The 18,993-nt window shown below is 68.9% G+C and carries 20 protein-coding genes; 7 read left to right on the top strand and 13 right to left on the bottom strand.

Annotated features, from left to right (window positions below; genetic code table 11):
- Positions 1–84 precede the first annotated feature (84 nt).
- Positions 85–1,257, bottom strand: coding sequence for an MFS transporter (locus QSK35_RS06180; RefSeq protein ID WP_285743113.1), 1,173 nt, complete (start codon positions 1,255–1,257; stop codon positions 85–87).
- 96 nt (positions 1,258–1,353) lie between these two features.
- On the opposite strand from QSK35_RS06180, the gene QSK35_RS06185 reads away from it, so the two are divergent.
- From QSK35_RS06185 to QSK35_RS06215, 7 genes are all read left to right on the top strand, one after another.
- Positions 1,354–1,845, top strand: a complete 492-nt coding sequence (locus QSK35_RS06185) for a CGNR zinc finger domain-containing protein (RefSeq protein ID WP_285743115.1) — start codon at positions 1,354–1,356, stop codon at positions 1,843–1,845.
- 5 nt (positions 1,846–1,850) lie between these two features.
- Entirely contained in the window at positions 1,851–3,692 is a 1,842-nt protein-coding gene (gene htpG, locus QSK35_RS06190) for a molecular chaperone HtpG (RefSeq protein WP_285743117.1), read from the top strand.
- A 29-nt stretch (positions 3,693–3,721) separates the two neighbouring features.
- Positions 3,722–4,633, top strand: a complete 912-nt coding sequence (locus tag QSK35_RS06195) for a S1C family serine protease (RefSeq protein WP_285743119.1) — start codon at positions 3,722–3,724, stop codon at positions 4,631–4,633.
- A 129-nt stretch (positions 4,634–4,762) separates the two neighbouring features.
- Entirely contained in the window at positions 4,763–6,106 is a 1,344-nt protein-coding gene (locus QSK35_RS06200) for a GH25 family lysozyme (RefSeq protein WP_285743122.1), read from the top strand.
- A complete protein-coding gene (locus QSK35_RS06205; protein WP_285743123.1) occupies positions 6,103–6,258 on the top strand; it encodes a hypothetical protein in 156 nt (51 codons plus the stop codon). The genes QSK35_RS06200 and QSK35_RS06205 overlap by 4 nt, the downstream gene beginning before the upstream one ends.
- 58 nt (positions 6,259–6,316) lie before the next feature.
- Positions 6,317–6,664 carry a hypothetical protein gene (locus tag QSK35_RS06210; RefSeq protein WP_285743125.1) on the top strand — a complete coding sequence of 116 codons (348 nt, stop codon included), beginning with the start codon at positions 6,317–6,319 and terminating at the stop codon, positions 6,662–6,664.
- A gap of 10 nt (positions 6,665–6,674) precedes the next feature.
- Positions 6,675–7,403 (top strand): D-Ala-D-Ala carboxypeptidase family metallohydrolase, encoded by a 729-nt coding sequence (locus tag QSK35_RS06215; protein ID WP_285743127.1) that lies wholly within the window; start codon positions 6,675–6,677, stop codon positions 7,401–7,403.
- Here QSK35_RS06215 and QSK35_RS06220 read toward each other — a convergent pair.
- From QSK35_RS06220 to sbnA, 12 genes are all read right to left on the bottom strand, one after another.
- Positions 7,400–8,422 (bottom strand): helix-turn-helix domain-containing protein, encoded by a 1,023-nt coding sequence (locus QSK35_RS06220; RefSeq protein ID WP_285743128.1) that lies wholly within the window; start codon positions 8,420–8,422, stop codon positions 7,400–7,402. The genes QSK35_RS06215 and QSK35_RS06220 overlap by 4 nt on opposite strands.
- A gap of 958 nt (positions 8,423–9,380) precedes the next feature.
- Positions 9,381–10,607, bottom strand: coding sequence for an HNH endonuclease signature motif containing protein (locus QSK35_RS06225; RefSeq protein WP_285743130.1), 1,227 nt, complete (start codon positions 10,605–10,607; stop codon positions 9,381–9,383).
- Positions 10,608–10,891: 284 nt separating this feature from the next.
- Complete coding sequence (locus tag QSK35_RS06230) at positions 10,892–11,350, bottom strand: 3-hydroxyacyl-ACP dehydratase FabZ family protein (RefSeq protein WP_285743132.1); 459 nt, start codon at positions 11,348–11,350, stop codon at positions 10,892–10,894.
- Positions 11,347–11,724, bottom strand: coding sequence for a 3-hydroxyacyl-ACP dehydratase FabZ family protein (locus QSK35_RS42680; protein WP_352243330.1), 378 nt, complete (start codon positions 11,722–11,724; stop codon positions 11,347–11,349). The genes QSK35_RS06230 and QSK35_RS42680 overlap by 4 nt, the downstream gene beginning before the upstream one ends.
- Positions 11,706–12,656, bottom strand: a complete 951-nt coding sequence (locus QSK35_RS06235) for a carboxyl transferase domain-containing protein (RefSeq protein ID WP_285743134.1) — start codon at positions 12,654–12,656, stop codon at positions 11,706–11,708. The genes QSK35_RS42680 and QSK35_RS06235 overlap by 19 nt, the downstream gene beginning before the upstream one ends.
- Positions 12,653–13,669 (bottom strand): 2,3-diaminopropionate biosynthesis protein SbnB, encoded by a 1,017-nt coding sequence (sbnB, locus tag QSK35_RS06240; RefSeq protein ID WP_285743136.1) that lies wholly within the window; start codon positions 13,667–13,669, stop codon positions 12,653–12,655. The genes QSK35_RS06235 and sbnB overlap by 4 nt, the downstream gene beginning before the upstream one ends.
- A gap of 2 nt (positions 13,670–13,671) precedes the next feature.
- Complete coding sequence (locus tag QSK35_RS06245) at positions 13,672–14,715, bottom strand: beta-ketoacyl synthase N-terminal-like domain-containing protein (RefSeq protein ID WP_285743138.1); 1,044 nt, start codon at positions 14,713–14,715, stop codon at positions 13,672–13,674.
- Positions 14,712–15,452, bottom strand: a complete 741-nt coding sequence (gene fabG, locus QSK35_RS06250; protein WP_285743140.1) for a 3-oxoacyl-ACP reductase FabG — start codon at positions 15,450–15,452, stop codon at positions 14,712–14,714. Before fabG ends, QSK35_RS06245 begins: the two co-directional genes overlap by 4 nt.
- Positions 15,442–16,491 carry a beta-ketoacyl synthase N-terminal-like domain-containing protein gene (locus tag QSK35_RS06255; protein WP_285743142.1) on the bottom strand — a complete coding sequence of 350 codons (1,050 nt, stop codon included), beginning with the start codon at positions 16,489–16,491 and terminating at the stop codon, positions 15,442–15,444. Before QSK35_RS06255 ends, fabG begins: the two co-directional genes overlap by 11 nt.
- Positions 16,488–17,708: a beta-ketoacyl-[acyl-carrier-protein] synthase family protein gene (locus tag QSK35_RS06260; protein WP_285743144.1), complete on the bottom strand. Its 1,221-nt coding sequence runs from the start codon at positions 17,706–17,708 to the stop codon at positions 16,488–16,490. The genes QSK35_RS06255 and QSK35_RS06260 overlap by 4 nt, the downstream gene beginning before the upstream one ends.
- On the bottom strand, positions 17,708–17,977 hold the full coding sequence (locus QSK35_RS06265; protein WP_285743146.1) for an acyl carrier protein: 270 nt from the start codon (positions 17,975–17,977) through the stop codon (positions 17,708–17,710). The genes QSK35_RS06260 and QSK35_RS06265 overlap by 1 nt, the downstream gene beginning before the upstream one ends.
- Positions 17,977–18,945: a 2,3-diaminopropionate biosynthesis protein SbnA gene (gene sbnA / locus QSK35_RS06270; RefSeq protein ID WP_285743148.1), complete on the bottom strand. Its 969-nt coding sequence runs from the start codon at positions 18,943–18,945 to the stop codon at positions 17,977–17,979. Before sbnA ends, QSK35_RS06265 begins: the two co-directional genes overlap by 1 nt.
- Between the last annotated feature and the right edge of the window lie 48 nt (positions 18,946–18,993).

Genomic DNA, 18,993 nt, shown 5'->3' on the forward strand with positions numbered 1-18,993 from the left:
GAAAGTTGCACCGATTCAAAGCGCGCCGCGGCCGGAGGGTCAACGAAACCGCGGGAACTCACGGTCTCGAATGGACGCGTGGCGTTACGTCACTACCGGCACGGACCAGGCGGTTCGGGCCCGCAGGAACGGAACCGTCAGCGTGAGCGCGGCCACCGCGAACATGCCGAAGGCGACACGGAAGTCGAACCACTCGGCCAGCAGTCCGGCGACGGCCGCGCCGACGGGCATCGCACCCCAGCTGAACAGCTTCGCCGCCGCGCTGAACCGGCCCATCAGCTCGGACGGCACCAGCTCCTGCGCGATCGTGCGCGAGTTGACCGACCACACGGTCCCGCCCAGGCCACCGAGGAAGGCGGCGACGGCCACCGCGACCGTGTTCCCGGTGATCGCGGGCACCCCGACCATCGCGGCCGTGCCGACGAGGTCGGCGACCATCACCGTGTGGCGGCCGAACACGCGGTTCAGCGTCGTCACCGCCAGCGCGCCCACCAGTCCCCCGACGCCCAGGGCGCTGAGCAGCACGCCGTAGCCGCCGGCGTCCAGCCCCATCGCGGTCGTCGCGACCAGCGGCATCAACGCGAGCCACGCGCCCCAGCACGCGCACAGCACGGTCAGCACCAGCGACATCAGCCGCAGCACCTCGTTGCGCCACAACACCTTCAAGCCTTCCGAGAGCTGCGAGCCCACGGTTCCGGACGGCGTGCGCGCCACGCGGAACCGGCCCACGAGCAGCAGCAACGTGCCGATACCGAGCACGTAGCCGGCGGCGGTGGCGCCGAGCGCGACGGACGTGCCGGCCGCGACGAGCAGGCCGCCGAGGAACGGGCCGCAGAACTCGTTGCACAACGTCTCCGCACCCGCCACCCAGGCGTTCGCACGTTCGCGACCGACAGGTGGCACCGCGTCGGGCACGAGCGCGGCCGCCGAGGTCAGCGCGATCACCTCGGCGACGCCGAGGGTGAGCCCGCCCGCGTACAGCACGGGCAGGCTCACCCCGGTCAGCAGGATCGCGACGACCCCCAGTCGCATCGCGTTCGCCACCCACAACAACCGCCGCCGGTCCATCCGGTCGACCAGCACGCCCACGGGCAGCGCGGCCAGCAGCCACGGCAGCGTCAACGTCAGCGCGACGCCGCTGACCTGCAGCGGAGAACTGGTCAACGTGGTGGCCAGCAGCGGCAGCGCGACCTTGGTGATCCCGTCCGCGAGGTTGGTCACCGCGGTGAACGCCACCAGCACGGCGGTGTTGCGCACCCTCACTCCCCCTTAACCGTCTAACGCGATAGCCGGTTAGGCGGTACGTTAGCGGGCGCGGAGATAACCATCAAGAGCGATAGCTGGTGAGTTCAGGTGCTGGAGCCCTCGCCCGAGGCCGAGCTGGTGATGGCGTTCGCCAACACCGTCGACCTCGAGGACGGCACGGACGAGCTGGCCACGTCCGCCGAGGCGAACAAGTGGCTGCAGGCCAACGACCTGCCGCGCGTCAACGCCGCCGACCACCGCCGGCTGCTCGATCTCCGCACCGGCATCCGAGCCGCACTCGCCGGAAGCACGGAAACAGGCACCGGGCAGGCGGTGCTCGCCGAACTGCCCGTGTTCGTGAACCTCACCGGCGATGTGCTCACCGCCACCCACAGCGCCCTGTCCCGGCTGGCCATCGCGTGGGCGGTCGTCGCCCTGACCGGCCAGGCCGAGCGTCTCAAAAGGTGTGCGGACGATGCCTGCGGCTGGGTTTTCTGGGATGTTTCCCGTAACCACAGTCGTCGTTGGTGCACGATGCGGGTGTGTGGCAACCGCGCCAAAGCACGCCGTTACACGGCTAGGCAGAAGCAAGAAAGGTAAGCACGGTGGAGACGCTGGAGTTCCAGTCAGAGGCCCGTCAGCTGCTGCAGCTGATGATCCACTCGATCTACTCGAACAAGGACACGTTCCTGCGCGAGCTGATCTCGAACGCCTCCGACGCCCTCGACAAGCTGCGGCTGGAGACGTTCCGCGACAAGGACCTCGACGCGGACATCTCGGATCTGCACATCACCATCGAGGCCGACACGGAGCAGCGGACGCTGACCGTGCGGGACAACGGCATCGGCATGACCCGCGAGGACGTGGTCCGCCTGATCGGCACGATCGCGAAGTCGGGCACCGCCGAGTTCCTGCGCAAGCTCAAGGAGAGCGACCAGTCGCAGGACCTGATCGGGCAGTTCGGCATCGGCTTCTACTCGACGTTCATGGTGGCGGACAAGGTCACCCTGGTGACGCGGCACCCGCACTCCGCGCAGGGCGTGCGCTGGGAGTCCACCGGCGAGAGCACCTACACCATCGAGGACGTCGAGGACGCGCCGCAGGGCACGTCGGTCACGCTGCACCTCAAGCCGGCCGACGCCGAGGACAACCTCGCCGACTACACCTCGACCGCGAAGATCACCGAGATCGTCAAGCGCTACTCCGACTTCATCACCTGGCCGGTCCGGCTGGAGGACAAGGAGATCAACTCGCGGAAGGCGCTGTGGGCGCGCCCGTCGAGTGAGGTCACCGAGGAGGAGTACGCCGAGTTCTACCGGCACATCAGCCACGACTGGAACGCGCCGCTGGAGACCATCCGCATGCAGGCGGAGGGCACGTTCGAGTACCAGGCGCTGCTGTTCCTGCCGTCGCAGGCGCCGCTGGACCTGTTCATGCGCGAGCGCAAGCGCGGCGTGCAGCTCTACGTCAAGCGCGTCTTCGTCATGGACGACTGCGAAGCGCTGATGCCGGAGTACCTGCGGTTCGTCAAGGGCGTCGTCGACGCGCAGGACCTGTCGCTCAACGTCTCGCGCGAGATCCTGCAGCAGGACCGGCAGATCCAGCTGATGCGCCGCCGCCTGGTCAAAAAGGTCCTGTCCACGATCAAGTCGATGATGACCGACAAGCCCGAGTCCTACGCGACGCTGTGGCGCGAGGTCGGCGCGGCGATCAAGGAAGGCCTGATCCAGGACACCGAGAACCGTGACGCCATCCTCGCGATCTGCTCCTTCGCCTCCACCCACTCCGCGGACGAGCCGACGTCGCTCGCGCAGTACGTGGAGCGGATGAAGGAGGGCCAGGAGCACATCTACTACATGACGGGTGACTCGCGGGCGACCATCGAGAACTCGCCGCACCTGGAGGCGTTGCGCGCCAAGGACTACGAGGTCCTGATCCTGACCGACCCGATCGACGAGATGTGGGTCGACTCGGTGCCCGCGTTCGACGGCAAGCAGCTCCAGTCGATCGCCAAGGGCCAGGTCGACCTGGAGACCGAAGAGGAGAAGTCGGCCAACGAGGAGCGGGAGAAGGACTTCGCGGACCTGCTCACGTGGCTGGCGGAGACGTTGTCGGAGAACGTCAAGCAGGTGCGGCTGTCGACGCGGCTCACCACCTCGCCCGCCTGCATCGTCGGCGACACGCACGACCTGACGCCCACGCTGGAGAAGATGTACCGGGCGATGGGCCAGGAGCTGCCGCAGATCAAGCGGATCCTGGAGCTCAACCCGACGCACCCGCTGGTCGAGGGCCTGCACAAGGCGTTCGCCGAGCGCTCCGGCTCCGACGAGCTCGCCGAGACCGCGGAGCTGATCTACGGCATGGCGCTGCTCGCCGAGGGCGGCGAGCTGGGTGACGCGTCCCGGTTCGTTCGGCTGCTGGCGAACAGGCTGGAGCGCACGCTCTGACCTGGAGGTTTCGCGCGTAGCGTTGAGGCATGTCCGAAGACGCCTTGGACGCGTACTCCCGCGCCGTGAGCACGGTGGCGCGGACGGTCACGCCGCACGTGGCGAGCGTCCGCACCCCGGTGGGCAGCGGCTCGGCGGTCGTGTTCACCGACGGGCTGCTGCTGACGAACGCGCATGTCGTCGGCTCCGCGCGCAGCGGGGCGCTGACGTTCTCGGACGGGTCCGAGTCCAACTTCTCCGTGGTGGGCTCGGACCCGTTGTCCGATCTGGCCGTGCTGCGCGCGCACGAGGGCACGCCCGAGCCCGCGTCGCTCGGCGACGCCGACCGGCTCGTCGTCGGGCAGCTGGTCGTCGCGATCGGCAGCCCGCTGGGACTCGCGGGAACCGTGACCGCTGGCGTCGTCAGCGCGCTGGGGCGGGCCATTCCCGCCGGTCGCGGGCGCAACGTCCGGATGATCGAGGACGTGATCCAGACCGACGCCGCGCTGAACCCCGGCAACTCGGGCGGCGCGCTGGCCATCTCGTCCGGTGCGGTCGTGGGGATCAACACCGCCGTCGCGGGCATCGGCGTCGGGCTCGCGGTGCCGGTGAACAGCACCACCCGCAAGATCATCGACGCGCTGCGCACCGACGGCCGCGTCCGGCGCGCCTACCTCGGGATCGTGGGCGTGCCCGCGCCGCTGCCGGACCCCGTCGCCCAGCGGACCGGGCAACGCGCCGGCGTGCGGCTGGTCGAGGTGATCCCCGGCGGGCCCGCGGACCGGGCCGGGCTGCACGCGCGCGACCTCGTGCTGACCGTCGGACGCGAGCCGGTGCAGGACGCCCAGGGCATCCAGCGGCAGATGCTCGCCGAGGTGATCGGGGTGCCGCTGCCGGTGACCGTGCTGCGGCACGGCGCCATGGTGGACGTGTTCGCCGTACCCACCGAACTGCGTCCCTGAACCGTCCCATCCCAGCGCCATCCCAGCAGGTCAGCGGCCTGATGGGCGTTTCAGCGTCCCAGCCGGGTTCCGGTACTCCCGACCGCCGGGTTTCTTGGTGCCGATCACCACACGCATCAGGGAGCACCCATGGGAAGAACGGCGCTGCCCGTCGCGGCAGCGGTCCTCCTGGCAACAGCCTGGACCGGAGCGGCCGCCACCACGGCGTTCGCGGCTCCGGTCGCGGTCTGCGGCCACACCACCGACCAGCCCGAGCTGCGGCAGGGCGCGACCGGTGCCTCGGTCGTCGAGGCGCAGTGCCAGCTGAACCTCGCGACCAAGGCGAGCCGGTACACGCCGATCGCGGCGGACGGCTCCTTCGGGTCCGGGACGCTGGCGCGGGTCAAGGCGTTCCAGGCCTGCGCCGGACTGTCGGTGGACGGCAACATCGGCCCGCAGACGTGGGCCGCTTTGAACACGTGGTCAGCGCACCCACGTCGTTGCGGCACCTCCACGACCTCGGCCGTTCAGTCTTCCGTCTGCGGGCACAGCTCCGCGCAGCCGACGTTGCGCAAAGGCGCCAACGGGGTGGACGTCAAGGAGCTGCAGTGCCGGCTCAACCTGGCGATGGACCCGTTCCACTACGCACCGCTGACGATCGACGGTGACTTCGGCGGCGGCACCGAGAACCGGGTCGTGCAGCTGCAGATGTGCGCGAACCTCGGCACCGACGGCGTGGCCGGGCCGAACACCTGGGCCAAGGTCGTCGAGTGGTCGCGCACGGGTGGCTACTGTGCCCCGCCGAAGCCCGCCGGGTACTCGATCGACGGCGTCGACACCGCCAAGTACCAGCACCCCGGCGGCGCGGCCATCGATTGGGCCAAGCTGCGGGCGGGTGGCGTCGAGTTCGCGACCGTCAAGGCCACGCGGGGTCTGAACGTCACCGACGAATACCTTTCCGCGGATCTCTCCGGCGCTCGGGCGGCTGGGCTTGCCGTTGCGCCGTACCACTTCTACACCGCCACCGCCGCCGACACGGGTGCCGCGCAGGCCGACCGGTTCATCAACGCCGTGCGCGCCACCGGTTACACCGCCCAGCGGGCCGGTGACCTGCCACCGGTGTTCGACCTGGAGCGCATGGACGACGGCTCCGGCCGCTGCCCGCCCTACGCGACGGTGGCCGACGCCAAGGCGTGGCTGGACCGCGTCGAGTCGGCGTTCGGGCGGCGTCCGATCATCTACACGCAGAGGTCCTTTTTGGACGACTGCATGGGTTCCACCACGGCGTTCTCCGCGTACCCGTTGCAGCTCGCGGACTACCGGCGGTCGATCACGCAGCCGCCGCTGCCGAACGGCTCGTCGAGCTGGCTGATGTGGCAGTACACCGAGTCGGCCATCCCGGACGGCATCCAGGCGCCCGTCACCGCCGACGTCTTCAACGGCACGCAGGCCGACCTCGACCGGCTCGCCAACCGCGGCGCCGGGTCCAGGTGAAGTTCGCGAAGACCGGCAAGTGCAACCACTGGACTCGCGTGGGGCGCGAATGGACCGTGATCGCCTCCGATGTCCTCGACGGCACCAAGTTCACGGTGCCGAACGGCGTCCCGCTCGAAGGTGATGACGCCACCGTTCAGATCGCTTTCTGACCAAGGGGGTTTCCCAATGATTCGCGGTCTATTAGTGGCGCTGCTGTTCGCTGGGGGCATGCTCGCTCCCACGTCGTCGGCATCCGCGGCCACCTGCTACGACGGCGCCATCAAGCTGCACTACGACTACCAGTCCGGCGCTCGCGACTACGGCCCCTACACGACGTCGTCGCGGTGCCGCGACATCAACATGCGGCTCATCACCGACATCCCCGGCGTGTACCTGGCGGCGTGCGTCGTGTTCGTCGACCACACCTCGTTGTGCAACCACGACAACAGCTACCGGATCTTCGGGCCGCCCTGGGGCACGGTCGCGACGGACGTCCGCGACGGCACGCACTTCAAGCTCCGCGTCCGCGCCTATGACACCGATGCCCAGCACGTCGACTTCAAGATCGCTTACTAGGGGGTTTCTCATGAATCGTCGGACCATGTTGCGCGGCACGTTCGCCGTGAGCGCCGGGGTGGCGCTCGGGCCGGTCCTGTTCTGGGGTGAGGCGAACGCGTATCCGTGGTCGCGTCAGCTCGAGCAGGGTATGAACGGCGGGGACGTGCTGGAGCTGCAGATCCGGGTGGCCGGCTGGGCGGCCGACAGCCCGTCGCAGACGCGGGTGTCGCTCGACGGCGACTTCGGGCCGGGCACCGCGGCGGCCGTGCGCCGGTTCCAGTCCGCCTACGGGCTGGGCGTGGACGGAAAGGTCGGCCCGCAGACGCAGGCGGCGTTGAACGCGCTGGAGCAGTCCGACGGTTCGACCGCGCACTTCAACTGGAGCGAGTTCACCGACCGGACCACCGGCACGTTCGAGGGCGGCAAGCTCTCCGCCGCAGCGGTGAAGGAGAACGCGCGCCGCTGCATGTACAAGCTGGAGGCGTTGCGCAAGAAGCTGGGCGATCGGGCGATCACGGTGAACTCCGGGTTCCGCAACATCAAGCACAACGCGGAGATCGGCGGCGCCAGCGACAGCATGCACCTGTACGGCACGGCCGCGGACCTGACCGTGCCCGGCGTGCCGAACAAGACCGTCTACCAGAAGGCCGAGACCTGCGGTTTCTCCGGCCTCGAGCGGTACACGGTCGACCACCAGCACGTCGACAGCCGTGCCGACCTCGGCCGCTCGTGGTGGTGGGAGAGCGGCACGATCTAGTTGTTGCTCTGTGGGGCGGTCTTGATGGCCGCCTCACAGGCCGGCCAGTCGTGGAAGTCCTTCTTGACGCTCCACAGCCGGTGCGCGGCCTCGATGTTCCAGGCAGGTTCGAACGCCTTGCGGGGTGTGCCGTCGAGCTCGCGGAGCCGGTTGTCGGAGATCTGGAAGACGCCCCAGTTGCGGCTGCCGTTCGTGTTCGGCAGGACGTGCAGCGGGTCGAGGAAGCTCGCGCACTTCGCGATCTTCACCGCCGTGTCGGGGTCTTCCGTGAACACCTCGCGGACCTTCTTCTCGACCTCCTGCGGTGACCAGGTCTCCATGCTGACCTTCTGGTCGTACAGCGCGTTCTTCGTGGGTTCGTCGACCACTCCCCGCGCTTGGAGGTTGGCCAGCACCTGGAATGCCGTGACCCGTCTCAGGGTTTCCGGGCCGAAGTCGCCGTCGACGCTCAGCCTGGCGTGGGCCTGCTTGAGCAGGCGCTGGACTTCGCTTACACAGTCGTCGTGCTGGCCCATGATCACCGACTGGCACGCGGGCGAGAACAGCAGTTCCTTGGCGTGCGGCTTGGCTGTTTGCGGGTTTCCCGTGGTGGCCCAGACGATTCCGGCGATCAGCAGTACCACCGCTGCGGCGATCGGCACTATCAGCTTCGGGGACAGTCGTCTTTTCTGCGGCTGCACGGTTGGGGTTTCTTGTACTACCGGCTCTGGCTCGGCTGGCTCTGGCTCGGCTGGCTCTGGCTGGGGTGGTCCTGGCTGGGGTGCTTCGATGCGGGCGGCGTCGGCCAGGGCCCAGAGTTGGTGGAGTTCGCGGAGCTCCTCGGGGCTGGCGCCGCAGGCCTTGGCGAAGCTGTGGACCACCCGGTAGTCCGCCGGGACGCTCGCGCCGGAGCAGTAGCGGTGCAGGCTCGAGGCGCTGACGCCGGACTGCTTGCCCAGCTTGTCGAAGCCCCGGCCGGTGCGGTCCTTCAGCATCCGCAGGTATGCGGCGAACTTGTCGGTGTGCCCAGACGCGATCACGGTCCCCACCCTCGCTTCGGCTGGAGCGGAAACTTAGCACTGCTGCGGTGGTCGTGGCTGGCGTTTGGCGGGTGGGCTTCGGTGTGGTCTGGAGAGGGCGGGGCGCTGGTCGGCGGCGTGGCTGGGGCGGTGGTGGGAGGCGCCGACGGCGCGTGGCTTGGACGCGGCCCTCGCCTACGAGACGAACCGGCGGCTGAGGCTTGGCCGCTGCCTGGAGGCCAGCTCGGCGCCTCGGCGGGCGTTGGCGGGAGGCGGTGGCGGGACGCGGCTTCGACGCGGCCCTCGCCTACGAGACGAGCTGGCGGCTGAGGCTTGGCTGCAGCCTGGAGGCCGACTGGGCGGCTTGGCCGGGGCACTGGCGGGAGGCGCCGACGGCGCGTGGCTTGGACGCGGCCCTCGGCTTCGAGACGAGCCGGTGGCTGGGGATTTGGCTGGGGCGCAGGCGGGGGCATGGTTGGGGCGCGGTCGTCGCTCGCCGACAAGTCGTTGACTGGAGCGCCTTGGCTGGCAGCCTCGGCAAGCGCCTAGCTCAGGGGGCTGACTGGGGTTGGGCTAAAGGGCTGGCCGGGAACCTTGGCTCAGGGTTGTGGCTCAGGGCTCTGGCGGAGGCCATTGGCTGCGGAGCATTCGCCTGAGAGCTGCGGCCGGCCAAGGCCATGCCTGAAGCCCCTTGCCTGGCGGCCTTGGCTGGACCCTTGCCTGAGGACTTGCCTGGACGCCTTTGCTGGGGCGTTGCCTGGACGCCTTGACTTTGACGCGGCCTGCGGCCGCGACACGTTGGCATTTTCGCGCACGCCCGGCGCTAGGGCGCCGGGCGTGCGCGAAAATGCCAACGTACCGAGACGGTGGTTGGCTGCCGTCGTGGTCCCGATCCTGCCCAGACTTGCGTTCGTTCGGTGCGGTCGCGGGCGTGGCTGGGATGAGCTGGCTTGAGTTTCGATCGTTTATTTCCTTTCCGTCAGCTCACCATGTGCAAGGGGTTGCGCCTCGGCTGCCGTAGCGGGTCGAGGAAGGCCGGTGGGATGAAGTACGGGATTCCGTTGCGCAGCTTCACTTCCCAGTCGCTGTGATGGATCAGGTCGTGATGTCGTCGGCAGAGCAGGACGCCGTTGTGCAGGCTCGTCCTGCCACCGTCGGCCCAGTGTGTGATGTGGTGGCCTTCGCAGTGCCGTGGCGGGCGGTTGCAGCCCGGGAAGGCGCAGCCCCGGTCCCTCGCGACCAAGGCTCGGCGTAGGCCGCTGTTGAACAGCCGCGCCTTGCGGCCGACGTTGAGGGGCTGCGAGCGGCTGCCCATCACGATCGGGATGACGCCTGCCTCGCAGGCGAGCTTGCGCAGCTGCTTGACCGGGATGTGTTCCTGGTTGTCCAGCACCGCGTGACCGGTCTTCGCCGCCAGGTCGTCGTAGGACACGGTCACGGCCAGGGTGACGGTCTCGCCGCCGTGCTCGGGCAGCACGTCCGCGCGCAGCACCAGGTTGACCAGCTCGGCGAACGCGTCGCCCTGCCGTTCGATCAGGGTGCGCGGGTCGGGGCCCTCCGGGCCGGTCGGGTGGGGTTTGGCCAGCGGATCCAGCGCGGCCCGGAACATCGCGCCGATCACCGGGTCGACGTCGCCCCAGAACCTCAGGCGGCCGCGCTCATCGCGCAGCACCACCTTGTTGACCGGCGGGGCCGGGTCCTCGTCGACCGGTTCCTCGTCGTTCTGGAACATCCGGTAGATGATCTTCTTGCCGAAGTCGCGGATCGGGCCCGGCTCGAAGTTCCGGCCGAACTCGGCCAGCTGCTGCTCGACGAACGCCGTCTTATCGGGCGCGGCATCGGCAGGCATGTTCTTCATCGCCTTGGCGATCGCGTCGACATGCTCCTCGGTCAACTCGCCCTCAGCGAGCGCCTCGGCCGTCGCGGGCAGCTCCGGCTCGATCTCCGCACCGGACGGGCCCAGCTGCGCCATCAGCAGCCGCGCCCGGCGCAACTTCGCCTTCGACACACTCGGATCCCAATGCACCCGGTCCTTCAACACCCCGACCAGGTCCTTGTAACCCAACTCCGCGGCCAGGCCACGCCGATCCATCTCGGCAATCCAGCGCAGCAGCCGCTCATTACGCACACGGACCTCACGCTCCATCTCGGCGAAGCCGTCAAGCAGCTCGCCAGTGGAGAGAAGGGACAGATCCGTATCGACCATGCGTTCGACTCTACCGCAAGATCACAAGCGAACAGGCCGTTTACCAGCGAAAACAAGCCACACGATCGGGTGAACCTCGTTCAAAAAACGATCAAAACGCAAGCCACTCATCCCAGCCACGCCCGCAACCGCACAACACAACGCAACCCAGCCAACGGATCGGGACCACGACGGCAGCCAACCACCTCTCGGTACGTTGGCATTTTCGCGCGGACGCGGCGCCCTAGCGCCGTGGCCGCGCGAAAATGCCAACGTGTCGCGGCGCAGCCGCGTCCACAACGGACTCACACCGACAATACGGAGGCAGGCCGGAACGCGAGCATCACGCGAGCGAAGGAAACAACGATCGACCCACCCACCCGCGTATCCCCAGCCACGATCACGGTGTCGGACAACGACTTCACCAGCCGCACGTCGTGCACCAACACGTCCCCGGGCAACACAGCGCGCTCAAAAGACAACCCGGACAACTTCCCGGCCATCGGCACAGACCCGACCGGCACGTCCAAGTCCAAAGCCAGCCCGACGAACAACCCGGCGGCCTGCATCCACGACTCGACCACGAGCGTGAACGGGTACGAGTGGTCAGCGGAATCAGCGACCGACGCATACCAGGGCTCGTTGCAGGAAACGGCCTTCACGGCGGTCAACCCGGCACCAGGCGACACGGAAGTCACCCGATCTACCAGGAGCATCGGATATCGATGCGGCAACAACGCCTTGATCTCAGCCAAGCCGGTCACCCAGCACCTCCGGAATACTGCAGCTTCACCGACGCAGCAGGCCCACGCGGAGTCGTGACCTCGGCCGCACAGACACCGTCCCGCCACTTCAAGGCGATCGTCAGCACGTCCCCAGGCACCACAGGCCCCTGAAACCGCACGGAGTCCATGGCAACCAACGACCCGCCGAACAACGAAACCGCGGCCCGGTGCACACACTCGACGACACAAACCCCTGGAAACAAAGGGAAGGAAGGATAGTGCCCAGCGAACACAGGCTCACCAGAACCAACGGTGAAGGACGCAATCGCACAGAGGAACCCGTCGACCAGAACGGGCGACCCGGAAACCGAGACCGCGCCAAGCACAGGAGAGATCACAACGCCACCATCCACTGTGGACCACTCAACAGCCGGGCGAGCTCAGTCCGCGTGGCCTCAGGAGAAACAACGGACGCGACCGACGGATCCGCGGCCCCAGGCCACGCACACACAGCCGTGACGCCCAACGAGCACGCGTTCACGGTGGAGTAAGCACCGTGGTAAGCCTTGCGGGTCACGAGAGCAACTCGCGGAACCGAAGCCTGGGCGAAGGCGCGCAACAGGACCGTCGACTGCCGAAGCATCGACGCCCACGACTCCTCCACGCCGGGCAACGAACCGGGCACGTCGACCAGAACGAGCAGCGGCAGGCCGAACGTGTCGCACATCCGCACCAGGCGAGCGGCCTTCTCGGCGCCACAAGGATCAAGGCGGCCCCGCGAGCGCAGCGGGTTGTTGGCGATCACGCCGACCGCGCCCCCGCCCAGCCGTCCCAAGCCGGTCACGATGTTCGGAGCCCAGAACGAGTGCAGCTCCTCGAAGGTGCCGGGGTCCAGCAGGGCGCGGACCAGAGGGCCGACGTCGTAGGCGCGATGCGCGCCGGCAGGAAGCAACGAAGCCAGATCGGAGTAGCCGCAGACCGAGGAAGCCGAACCGGGCCGCGCCAGCAAAGCGGCCAACCGGCCGGCGCGACGCAAAGCGTCGGACAGATCGAGAGCCATCACGTGCGCCAGACCCGAAAGGGCGCCCGCGCTGACCACCAGGTCGGTCAGAGCGACGGCCTCGGGAGCCGAAGCACCGGCCAGCACCGAGATCTGCGGCACGCGACCGGAGGCGCGGGCCATGGCGGTGTAGACGGGTCCCATCTCGGCGAGGAGGTCGGTGTGCCACACGCCGATCACCGGCGTGGACGAGGCGACCGCGCGGTCGATCGCCTCGACCACGTCCGCGGGCGACGTCTCGTCGGAGACGTAGTGGACCAGCGTGTCCAGTACCGCCGCGGTCATCGTGTTGTCCCGTAACGGCTGAGCTCGGCGAAGAAGTCGGGCACGACCTGCAAAGTGCCCGAGGCGGCGATCGAGTCGTACACGAACCGCGCCAGCGCGAGGTCGAGCACGCCCAAACCGAAGGGCGAGAAGATGATCGGCTGGTCGGACGGCACGGTCACGCCGCCGGCGAGCACCTGGGGCAGGGTGGCGTGCACGAAGGAGCGGTTGCCGACCTGCTGTTCGGCCAGGTGCGGGGACGTGTCGGCCTTGAGGCAGTGGTCGACGTCGTCCACGACGTTGAACGACGACAGGATGATCTCGGGCGACAGGTCGCGCAGCGACACGTGCAGCACCAAGGGGTTGTGCGCGAACCAGGAGACATCGTGCACGTGCGGCGACGCGGCGACGGTCGTGAACACGACCACGTCGCTCGAACGGATGACCTCTTCGGCGCTGCCGAACAGGACTTCGCCGTCCACACAGGACTTGAAGCCGAGGGCGGACGAAGACGACAGGTCGTGCACGCGCACGGACGAGAAGTCCCACCCGGTACCGACGAGATGGGTGTGCACGTAGCGGGCGATGAGCCCGGTGCCGATGTAGCCGATGCGAGTGGGCCGCGGGCGGTCGCGCGTCAGCACGTCCGCGGCCAAGGCGGCGGAGGACGCGGTACGGGCGGCGCTGATGATGGAACTCTCGAAGCAGGCGAACGGGTATCCGGTGTTCGGGTCGTTGAGGATCAGCACGGCCGAGGCACGCGGCAGGCCACTCTCGACGTTCGATGGGAAGCTGGACACCCACTTCAGGCCGTCGACACCATCAGGGCCACCCAAAGACGCGGGCAGCGCGATGATTCGCGACGACGGGCGGTCGGGGAACCGCAGGAAGTACGACGGCGGGTTCACCGTGCGGCCTTCGCCGTGCATCCGGTACGCGTCCTCGACGAGGTCGCGCACCTTCTTCTCGTTGCCCTGCAGGACGCTCCGCACCTGAGCGCCCGAGACGACCGCGAACGGACGCGGCTCCACCATGACTACCTCCCCTGAGCGAGAATTCGGAACACACCGCACCCCACGTGGCCGTCCGGGTCCACGGAGGTGACCATCGCGAGCTCGCCCTCTGGTGGGGCGTGCGCGATCGCGGTGGCGAGCTGGAACGCCGCCGAGGCGCCGTCCGTGTCGCCGATGAGGCTGGCGGGCTCGAGCACGCGTGTGCCCGAGCCGAGCACCGTCGAGACCGCGGAGAGCTCATCCGAGGCGAACGGTCCGGAGACGACGGCTGTGCGCACATCCCCCACGGACAGGCCGGCGCGGTCCAGCGCCCGGTGCATGCGGGCGGCGAGCGCGTCGGCGAGCCCGTCCACCCTCAGTGGCACCCCGAACTCCAGGGCCAGCACCTCGACCAGCGCCGGCCTGCCGTGGGCGGCTGCCGCCTCGGCGGCCTCGATCATGAACACGCAGCACCCCTCTCCCAGGGGATCCGTCGAACCCGCGCCGTGGCCGTGCCACGTGAGCCACGACCGTCGCGGGTTCATGTCCTCGACAACGCCGGCGAGAACCATCGGCGCACGTCCGAGCGCGTGGAGGCGCTTGGCGTAGCCGAGTACGGACAGGCCGGTGACGCGGCCCGTCGTGATGGTGGTGTTGGGTCCCCGCATCTTGAACCGGATGGCGGTCTGGGCCGCGCAGTGGTTCATCAGGCTGCTGGGGAACTGTTTGGTGTCGACCTGGTAGGGCGGTGACGCGATCAGCGACTCGATGGTCAGGCCCATCGCACGGTCGGTGGCGATCAGGTTGCCGCCCATCACCACTGCGCGTTCGCCCGGCGAATACGGGGAAAGTGAATCCTGGAGCAGGCCGACCGTGCCGAGCGCGAGGCTGCCCGCGCGGCCGAGCACGCGGAAGCTGGGGACCTCGTCGAGGATGTCGCCGATCTCGAACGACGCCAGGCCTTCCTGTTTCTGTGGTACGTCGGCGTCCACAGTGGACAGGGTGGAGCGGCCCGACCGCATCCCCTCGGTGAAGGCGTCCAGGCCGACGCCGAAGGGTGAGATGACCGAGACCGCGGAGATGATCACGTCCCGAACCCTCCGTGGATCTCCACCACCGAGCCGGTGATGTATGCGGCGCGGTCGGAGCCGAGGAACGCCACGAGGTCGGCGACCTCGTCGGCGGTGCCCATGCGGCGCAACGCGATCTGGTCCAGCATCTTCTTGCGTGCCTGGTCGGGCAGCACGTCGGTCATCGCGGTCTCGATGAGGCCGGGGGCGACGACGTTGGCCCGCACACCGGCGCGGCCGAACTCCTTGGCCAGCGCTTTGATAAACCCGATGATGCCGGCCTTGGCGGCGGAGTAGTTGGTCTGGCCGGCGTTGCCGTAGACGCCGGAGACCGACGAGATGGCGGTGATGCTGCCGCTCTTGCGTTTCATCATCGGGAACGCGACGGCCTTGCAGACGTGGAAGACGCCGTCCAGGTTGGTGCGCAGGACGTCGTTCCACTTCTCGTGCGCCATGGTCACCAGCGGAGCGTCGGCGGTGATGCCCGCGGAGGTGACCGCGGTGCGGATCGGGCCGAACTCCTTCTCGGTGCGCTGCACCCATTCCGTGACGGCGGCGTGGTCGGCCACGTCGACGCGCACGGCCGAGGCGCGCACGCCGAGCTCGGCCAGTTCCTTCTCCAGGGACGACGCCGCCTCCGCGTCGCTGCGGTAGGAGAACGTCACGTCGAACCCGTCGAGCGCGAGCTTGCGCACGCAGGCCCGGCCGATCCCCCTGGACCCGCCGCTGACCAGCGCGACCCTGTCACCCGTCATGATCACTCCTCGAATTCCCCAGGCGCAGCAACGCGCAGGCGACCGCGCCGTCGGGGTCCGCCGACGTCACCAGCACGACCTCGCCCGGCAGTCGCAGCACGCCGAGCGCCGTCACGATCGCGTAGGCCGACGACACCGAGCCGGTGTCGCCCATGAACGAGAGGTCCGGCACGTCGGCCAGATCCTTGAACAGCCCTTCGGGCTCGGGGCCCACCACGGCGTGCACCGACGAGGGCGAAACCTCAGCCCGCGCAAGCACTTCACGGACGCAGGTCGCGAGGGTGTCGTGAAGGCCACCTTCACCAACCTGAGGTTTGGGAAGGTGGCCTTCACGAACGTTCAGGGCGAGGCGGGTGCCGATGCCGAGCACCTCGGCGAGCACCGGGCGGGACGTGCCGGACGGCTCGACGCGGAACGCGGCGCCGCCCTCCCCCAGCCACTGGCCGGGCCGGGTGCCCGCGGCGTGGGTGAACCACGCCCTGGCGAACGTGGCCTCCTCGACCGCGCCGACGATCACCGAGTCGGCCCGGTCCATCGCCAGCAGCCGGCGCGCGTACCCCAGCGCGTGCAGCGCGGCACCGCGGCCGCCGGCGACCGTCGTGTTAGGACCGTGGATGCCGAACCGGATGGCGCACTGCGCGGCCGCGCAGTTCATCGTGCCGCTGGCGACCTGCTTGGGCGCCAGGTGGTGCGGCCGGGCGTTGCGGTGCGTGTCGCGGATCTGGTCGAGCTCCACCTGGTGGCTGCCGGCGGTGGTGCCCAGCACGACGCCCGCGCGTTCGCCGGTGTCGACACCGGGTTCGACGAGTTCGCTGAACGTGGCCAGCGCCAGCTGGCTGGCCCGGTCGAGGTGCCGGATTCCCTTGCCGTCCAGGATGTTCTTCGGATCCAGGTCGGGCACCCAGCACACGTGGGTGTCGGGCGCGCCTTCCATCGCGGGCGCGGCGGTGGCCCGGCCGGAGACCACGCCCTCGGTGAACGCGTGCCTGCCGAAGCCGTAGGCGGACACCGCGGACCATCCGGTGATCACGGCGTTCATCGCGAGCTCCTGTCGTAACGGCCGAGCACCACGACAGCGTTGTCGCCGCCGAAGGCGAACCCGTTGTTCTGCACGATGTCCACCTGAGCGGAGACCGCCGCGTTGGGCACGCAGTCGATCGCGCACTCGGGGTCCATCTCACGGTGGTTGGCGGTCGGCGGGATGAACCCGTCGTTCATCGCGGCGACACAGCCGATGGCCGCGATCGAACTGGCCGCGCCCATGGCGTGCCCGAGCATCGACTTCAGCGCCACGACCGGTGGCGGCGAGTCGCCGTAGACGTCGCGGATCGCGTTGCATTCCGTGATGTCGTTGGTCTTGGTCCCGGTGCCGTGGGCGGAGATGAAGCCGACCTCGGACGGTTTCACGCCCGCGTCGTCCAGCGCGAGCCGGATGCACCGGGCGACGCTTTCCCGCGTCGGCGCGACCGGGTCGACGCCGTCGCAGTTCAGGCCGTAGCCCAGCACTTCGGCGTAGATGTGCGCGCCGCGTGCGAGCGCCGACTCGAGGTCTTCGAGCAGCAGCACGCCGGCACCCTCGCCGGTGATGATGCCCTTGCGGCCGGCGTCGAACGGGCGGCACGCGTCCGGTGCGACGAGGCCGAGGCGGTGGAACGCGGCGAACGTGCGGCGGCTGGCCGCGTCGGCGCCGCCGCACAGCGCGAAGTCCGCCTCGCCGAGGCGGATCGCGTCGACGCCGTCGCCGATGCCGTAGTTGCCGGCGGAACACGCGGTCCCGATGACGTAGGAATCCACATTGGACAACCCCAGCGAACGCGCGATGTCGTTGGGGATGCCCTGGGAGGTGACCCGGCGGGCGATCGCCGGGTCCATCCGCTCGGGGCTGTCCAGCACGGCCGTCGTCGCGATCGCGTCGACATCCTGCGACTGGGCGTTGGTGGTACCGATGGAGATGAGCGCCCGCCGCGCCCGCAGGTAGTCGAGATCGACGCCCTCGACCGCCATGGCAGCGGCAGCGACGGCGAACTGGCTGGCCCGGCCCAGCCGCGACGGGTCGTCGATCCACCGCTCGGGCTCGAAACCGGCGACCTCGCCGACGAGCTCGGACGGGAACCCGGTCACGTCGAACGAGGTGGCCCGCCGGGCGCCGATCCGGCCCGAGCGCAGCCCTTCGGTGAAGTCACCGAGGCCGATCCCGATGCTGGAGACGACGCCCATCCCGGTCACGACCACCCGGCGCACGGCGGCCGCTGTCATCACGCGCTCGCAGTGAGGGGCCAGCCGGCCACCTCGGCGACGACCTCGTACACGGCGTCGATGTTGACCAGCCGCGGCAGCTCCGCCTGGTCGATCTCGACGCCGAAGCCGGTCTCCAGCGCCGCCAGCAGGTCGATCGCGCCGAGCGAGTCCATGCCCAGGTCGTCGACGAACATGGCTGTCTCGGTCACCTCTTCGGGCTCGACCTCGAGTGCCGAGACGACCATGTCCTTGATACGGGCCTTGCGCTCCTGAACCTCGTTGCTCATCAGAAACTCCTCACCGTCTGGCCGATCGGTCCGTAGTTCTCGGAAACCCAGTTCTGGTCGTAGACCGAACCGAGGTAGCGCTCGCCCAGGTCGGGCGAGATGAGCACGGCCGTGCTGTGCTCGGGGTAGTCGTGCGCGTCCAGCCAGGAGAAGGCGCCCGCGAGGACGCTGCCGGTGGACCCGCCGAAGAGGAAGCCCTTGCGGGACAGCTTGTGGCACATCCGGATGGCGTCGCGTTCGGACGCCCACACGACGTCGTCCACATAGGACTCATCGAGCATGGGCGGCCGGACGGAGGTGCCCAGTCCGGGGATCATGCGCTTGCCCGCGGGTGTGCCGAACGTGGTGGAGCCCTCGGTGTCGATCGCGACGATGGTGACCGGCAGGCCTTCGTCGCGGATGTAGCGCGAGACGCCCATCAGGGTTCCGGTCGTGCCCGCGCCGACGAACAGCACGTCGAGGTCGGGGAACTGCTTGATGATCTCCGGGCCGGTGGTCCGGTAGTGGGCGCCCCAGTTGTCCGGGCTGGCGTACTGGTTGAGCCACACGTGGGTGTCGTCGAGCGCGCACAGGTTGCGCACGTGGTCGAGGCGCGCGCCGAGGAACCCGCCGCGCGGGCAGGGCTCGGTGATCACGTCGACCTGGGCGCCGTACGCGCGCATCAGCTTGACTGACTGCTCGTTCGCCCTGGCGTCGGTGACACAGACGAACCGGTAACCGCGGTTGGCGGCGATCATGCTCAGAGCGATGCCGAGGTTGCCCGACGAAGACTCGATGAGCGTGGTGTCCGGGCCGATCTCGCCCGTCATCTCGGCGGCCTTGAGCATCTCGGCGGCCGCCTTGACCTTGATCGACCCGGCGAAGTTGAATCCCTCGCACTTGAGGTACAACCTGCGGCCGAGCACGTCGTGCAGGTCAACGAAGAGATCGTCCACGTTGAATTCCTGCGGAGCTGAAATCACCGGCATTTCGGGTTCTCCTTGGAGATCGCACGGGTCGACCGTGCTGGGGTATGC

This window comes from Lentzea sp. NBRC 105346 (genome assembly GCF_030269605.1).
In the GTDB taxonomy this organism is placed as follows: domain Bacteria; phylum Actinomycetota; class Actinomycetes; order Mycobacteriales; family Pseudonocardiaceae; genus Lentzea.

Excerpts from the sequence above, each read along its gene's own strand:
- sbnA (WP_285743148.1), bottom strand. The coding sequence starts at position 18,945 with ATGCCGGTGATTTCAGCTCCGCAGGAATTCAACGTGGACGATCTCTTC.
- QSK35_RS06215 (WP_285743127.1), top strand. The coding sequence starts at position 6,675 with ATGAATCGTCGGACCATGTTGCGCGGCACGTTCGCCGTGAGCGCCGGG.
- QSK35_RS06200 (WP_285743122.1), top strand. The coding sequence starts at position 4,763 with ATGGGAAGAACGGCGCTGCCCGTCGCGGCAGCGGTCCTCCTGGCAACA.
- sbnB (WP_285743136.1), bottom strand. The coding sequence starts at position 13,669 with ATGGTGGAGCCGCGTCCGTTCGCGGTCGTCTCGGGCGCTCAGGTGCGG.
- fabG (WP_285743140.1), bottom strand. The coding sequence starts at position 15,452 with ATGACGGGTGACAGGGTCGCGCTGGTCAGCGGCGGGTCCAGGGGGATC.
- QSK35_RS06260 (WP_285743144.1), bottom strand. The coding sequence starts at position 17,708 with ATGACAGCGGCCGCCGTGCGCCGGGTGGTCGTGACCGGGATGGGCGTC.
- QSK35_RS06210 (WP_285743125.1), top strand. The coding sequence starts at position 6,317 with ATGCTCGCTCCCACGTCGTCGGCATCCGCGGCCACCTGCTACGACGGC.
- QSK35_RS06265 (WP_285743146.1), bottom strand. The coding sequence starts at position 17,977 with ATGAGCAACGAGGTTCAGGAGCGCAAGGCCCGTATCAAGGACATGGTC.
- QSK35_RS06225 (WP_285743130.1), bottom strand. The coding sequence starts at position 10,607 with ATGGTCGATACGGATCTGTCCCTTCTCTCCACTGGCGAGCTGCTTGAC.
- QSK35_RS06195 (WP_285743119.1), top strand. The coding sequence starts at position 3,722 with ATGTCCGAAGACGCCTTGGACGCGTACTCCCGCGCCGTGAGCACGGTG.
- QSK35_RS06235 (WP_285743134.1), bottom strand. The coding sequence starts at position 12,656 with ATGACCGCGGCGGTACTGGACACGCTGGTCCACTACGTCTCCGACGAG.
- QSK35_RS06255 (WP_285743142.1), bottom strand. The coding sequence starts at position 16,491 with ATGAACGCCGTGATCACCGGATGGTCCGCGGTGTCCGCCTACGGCTTC.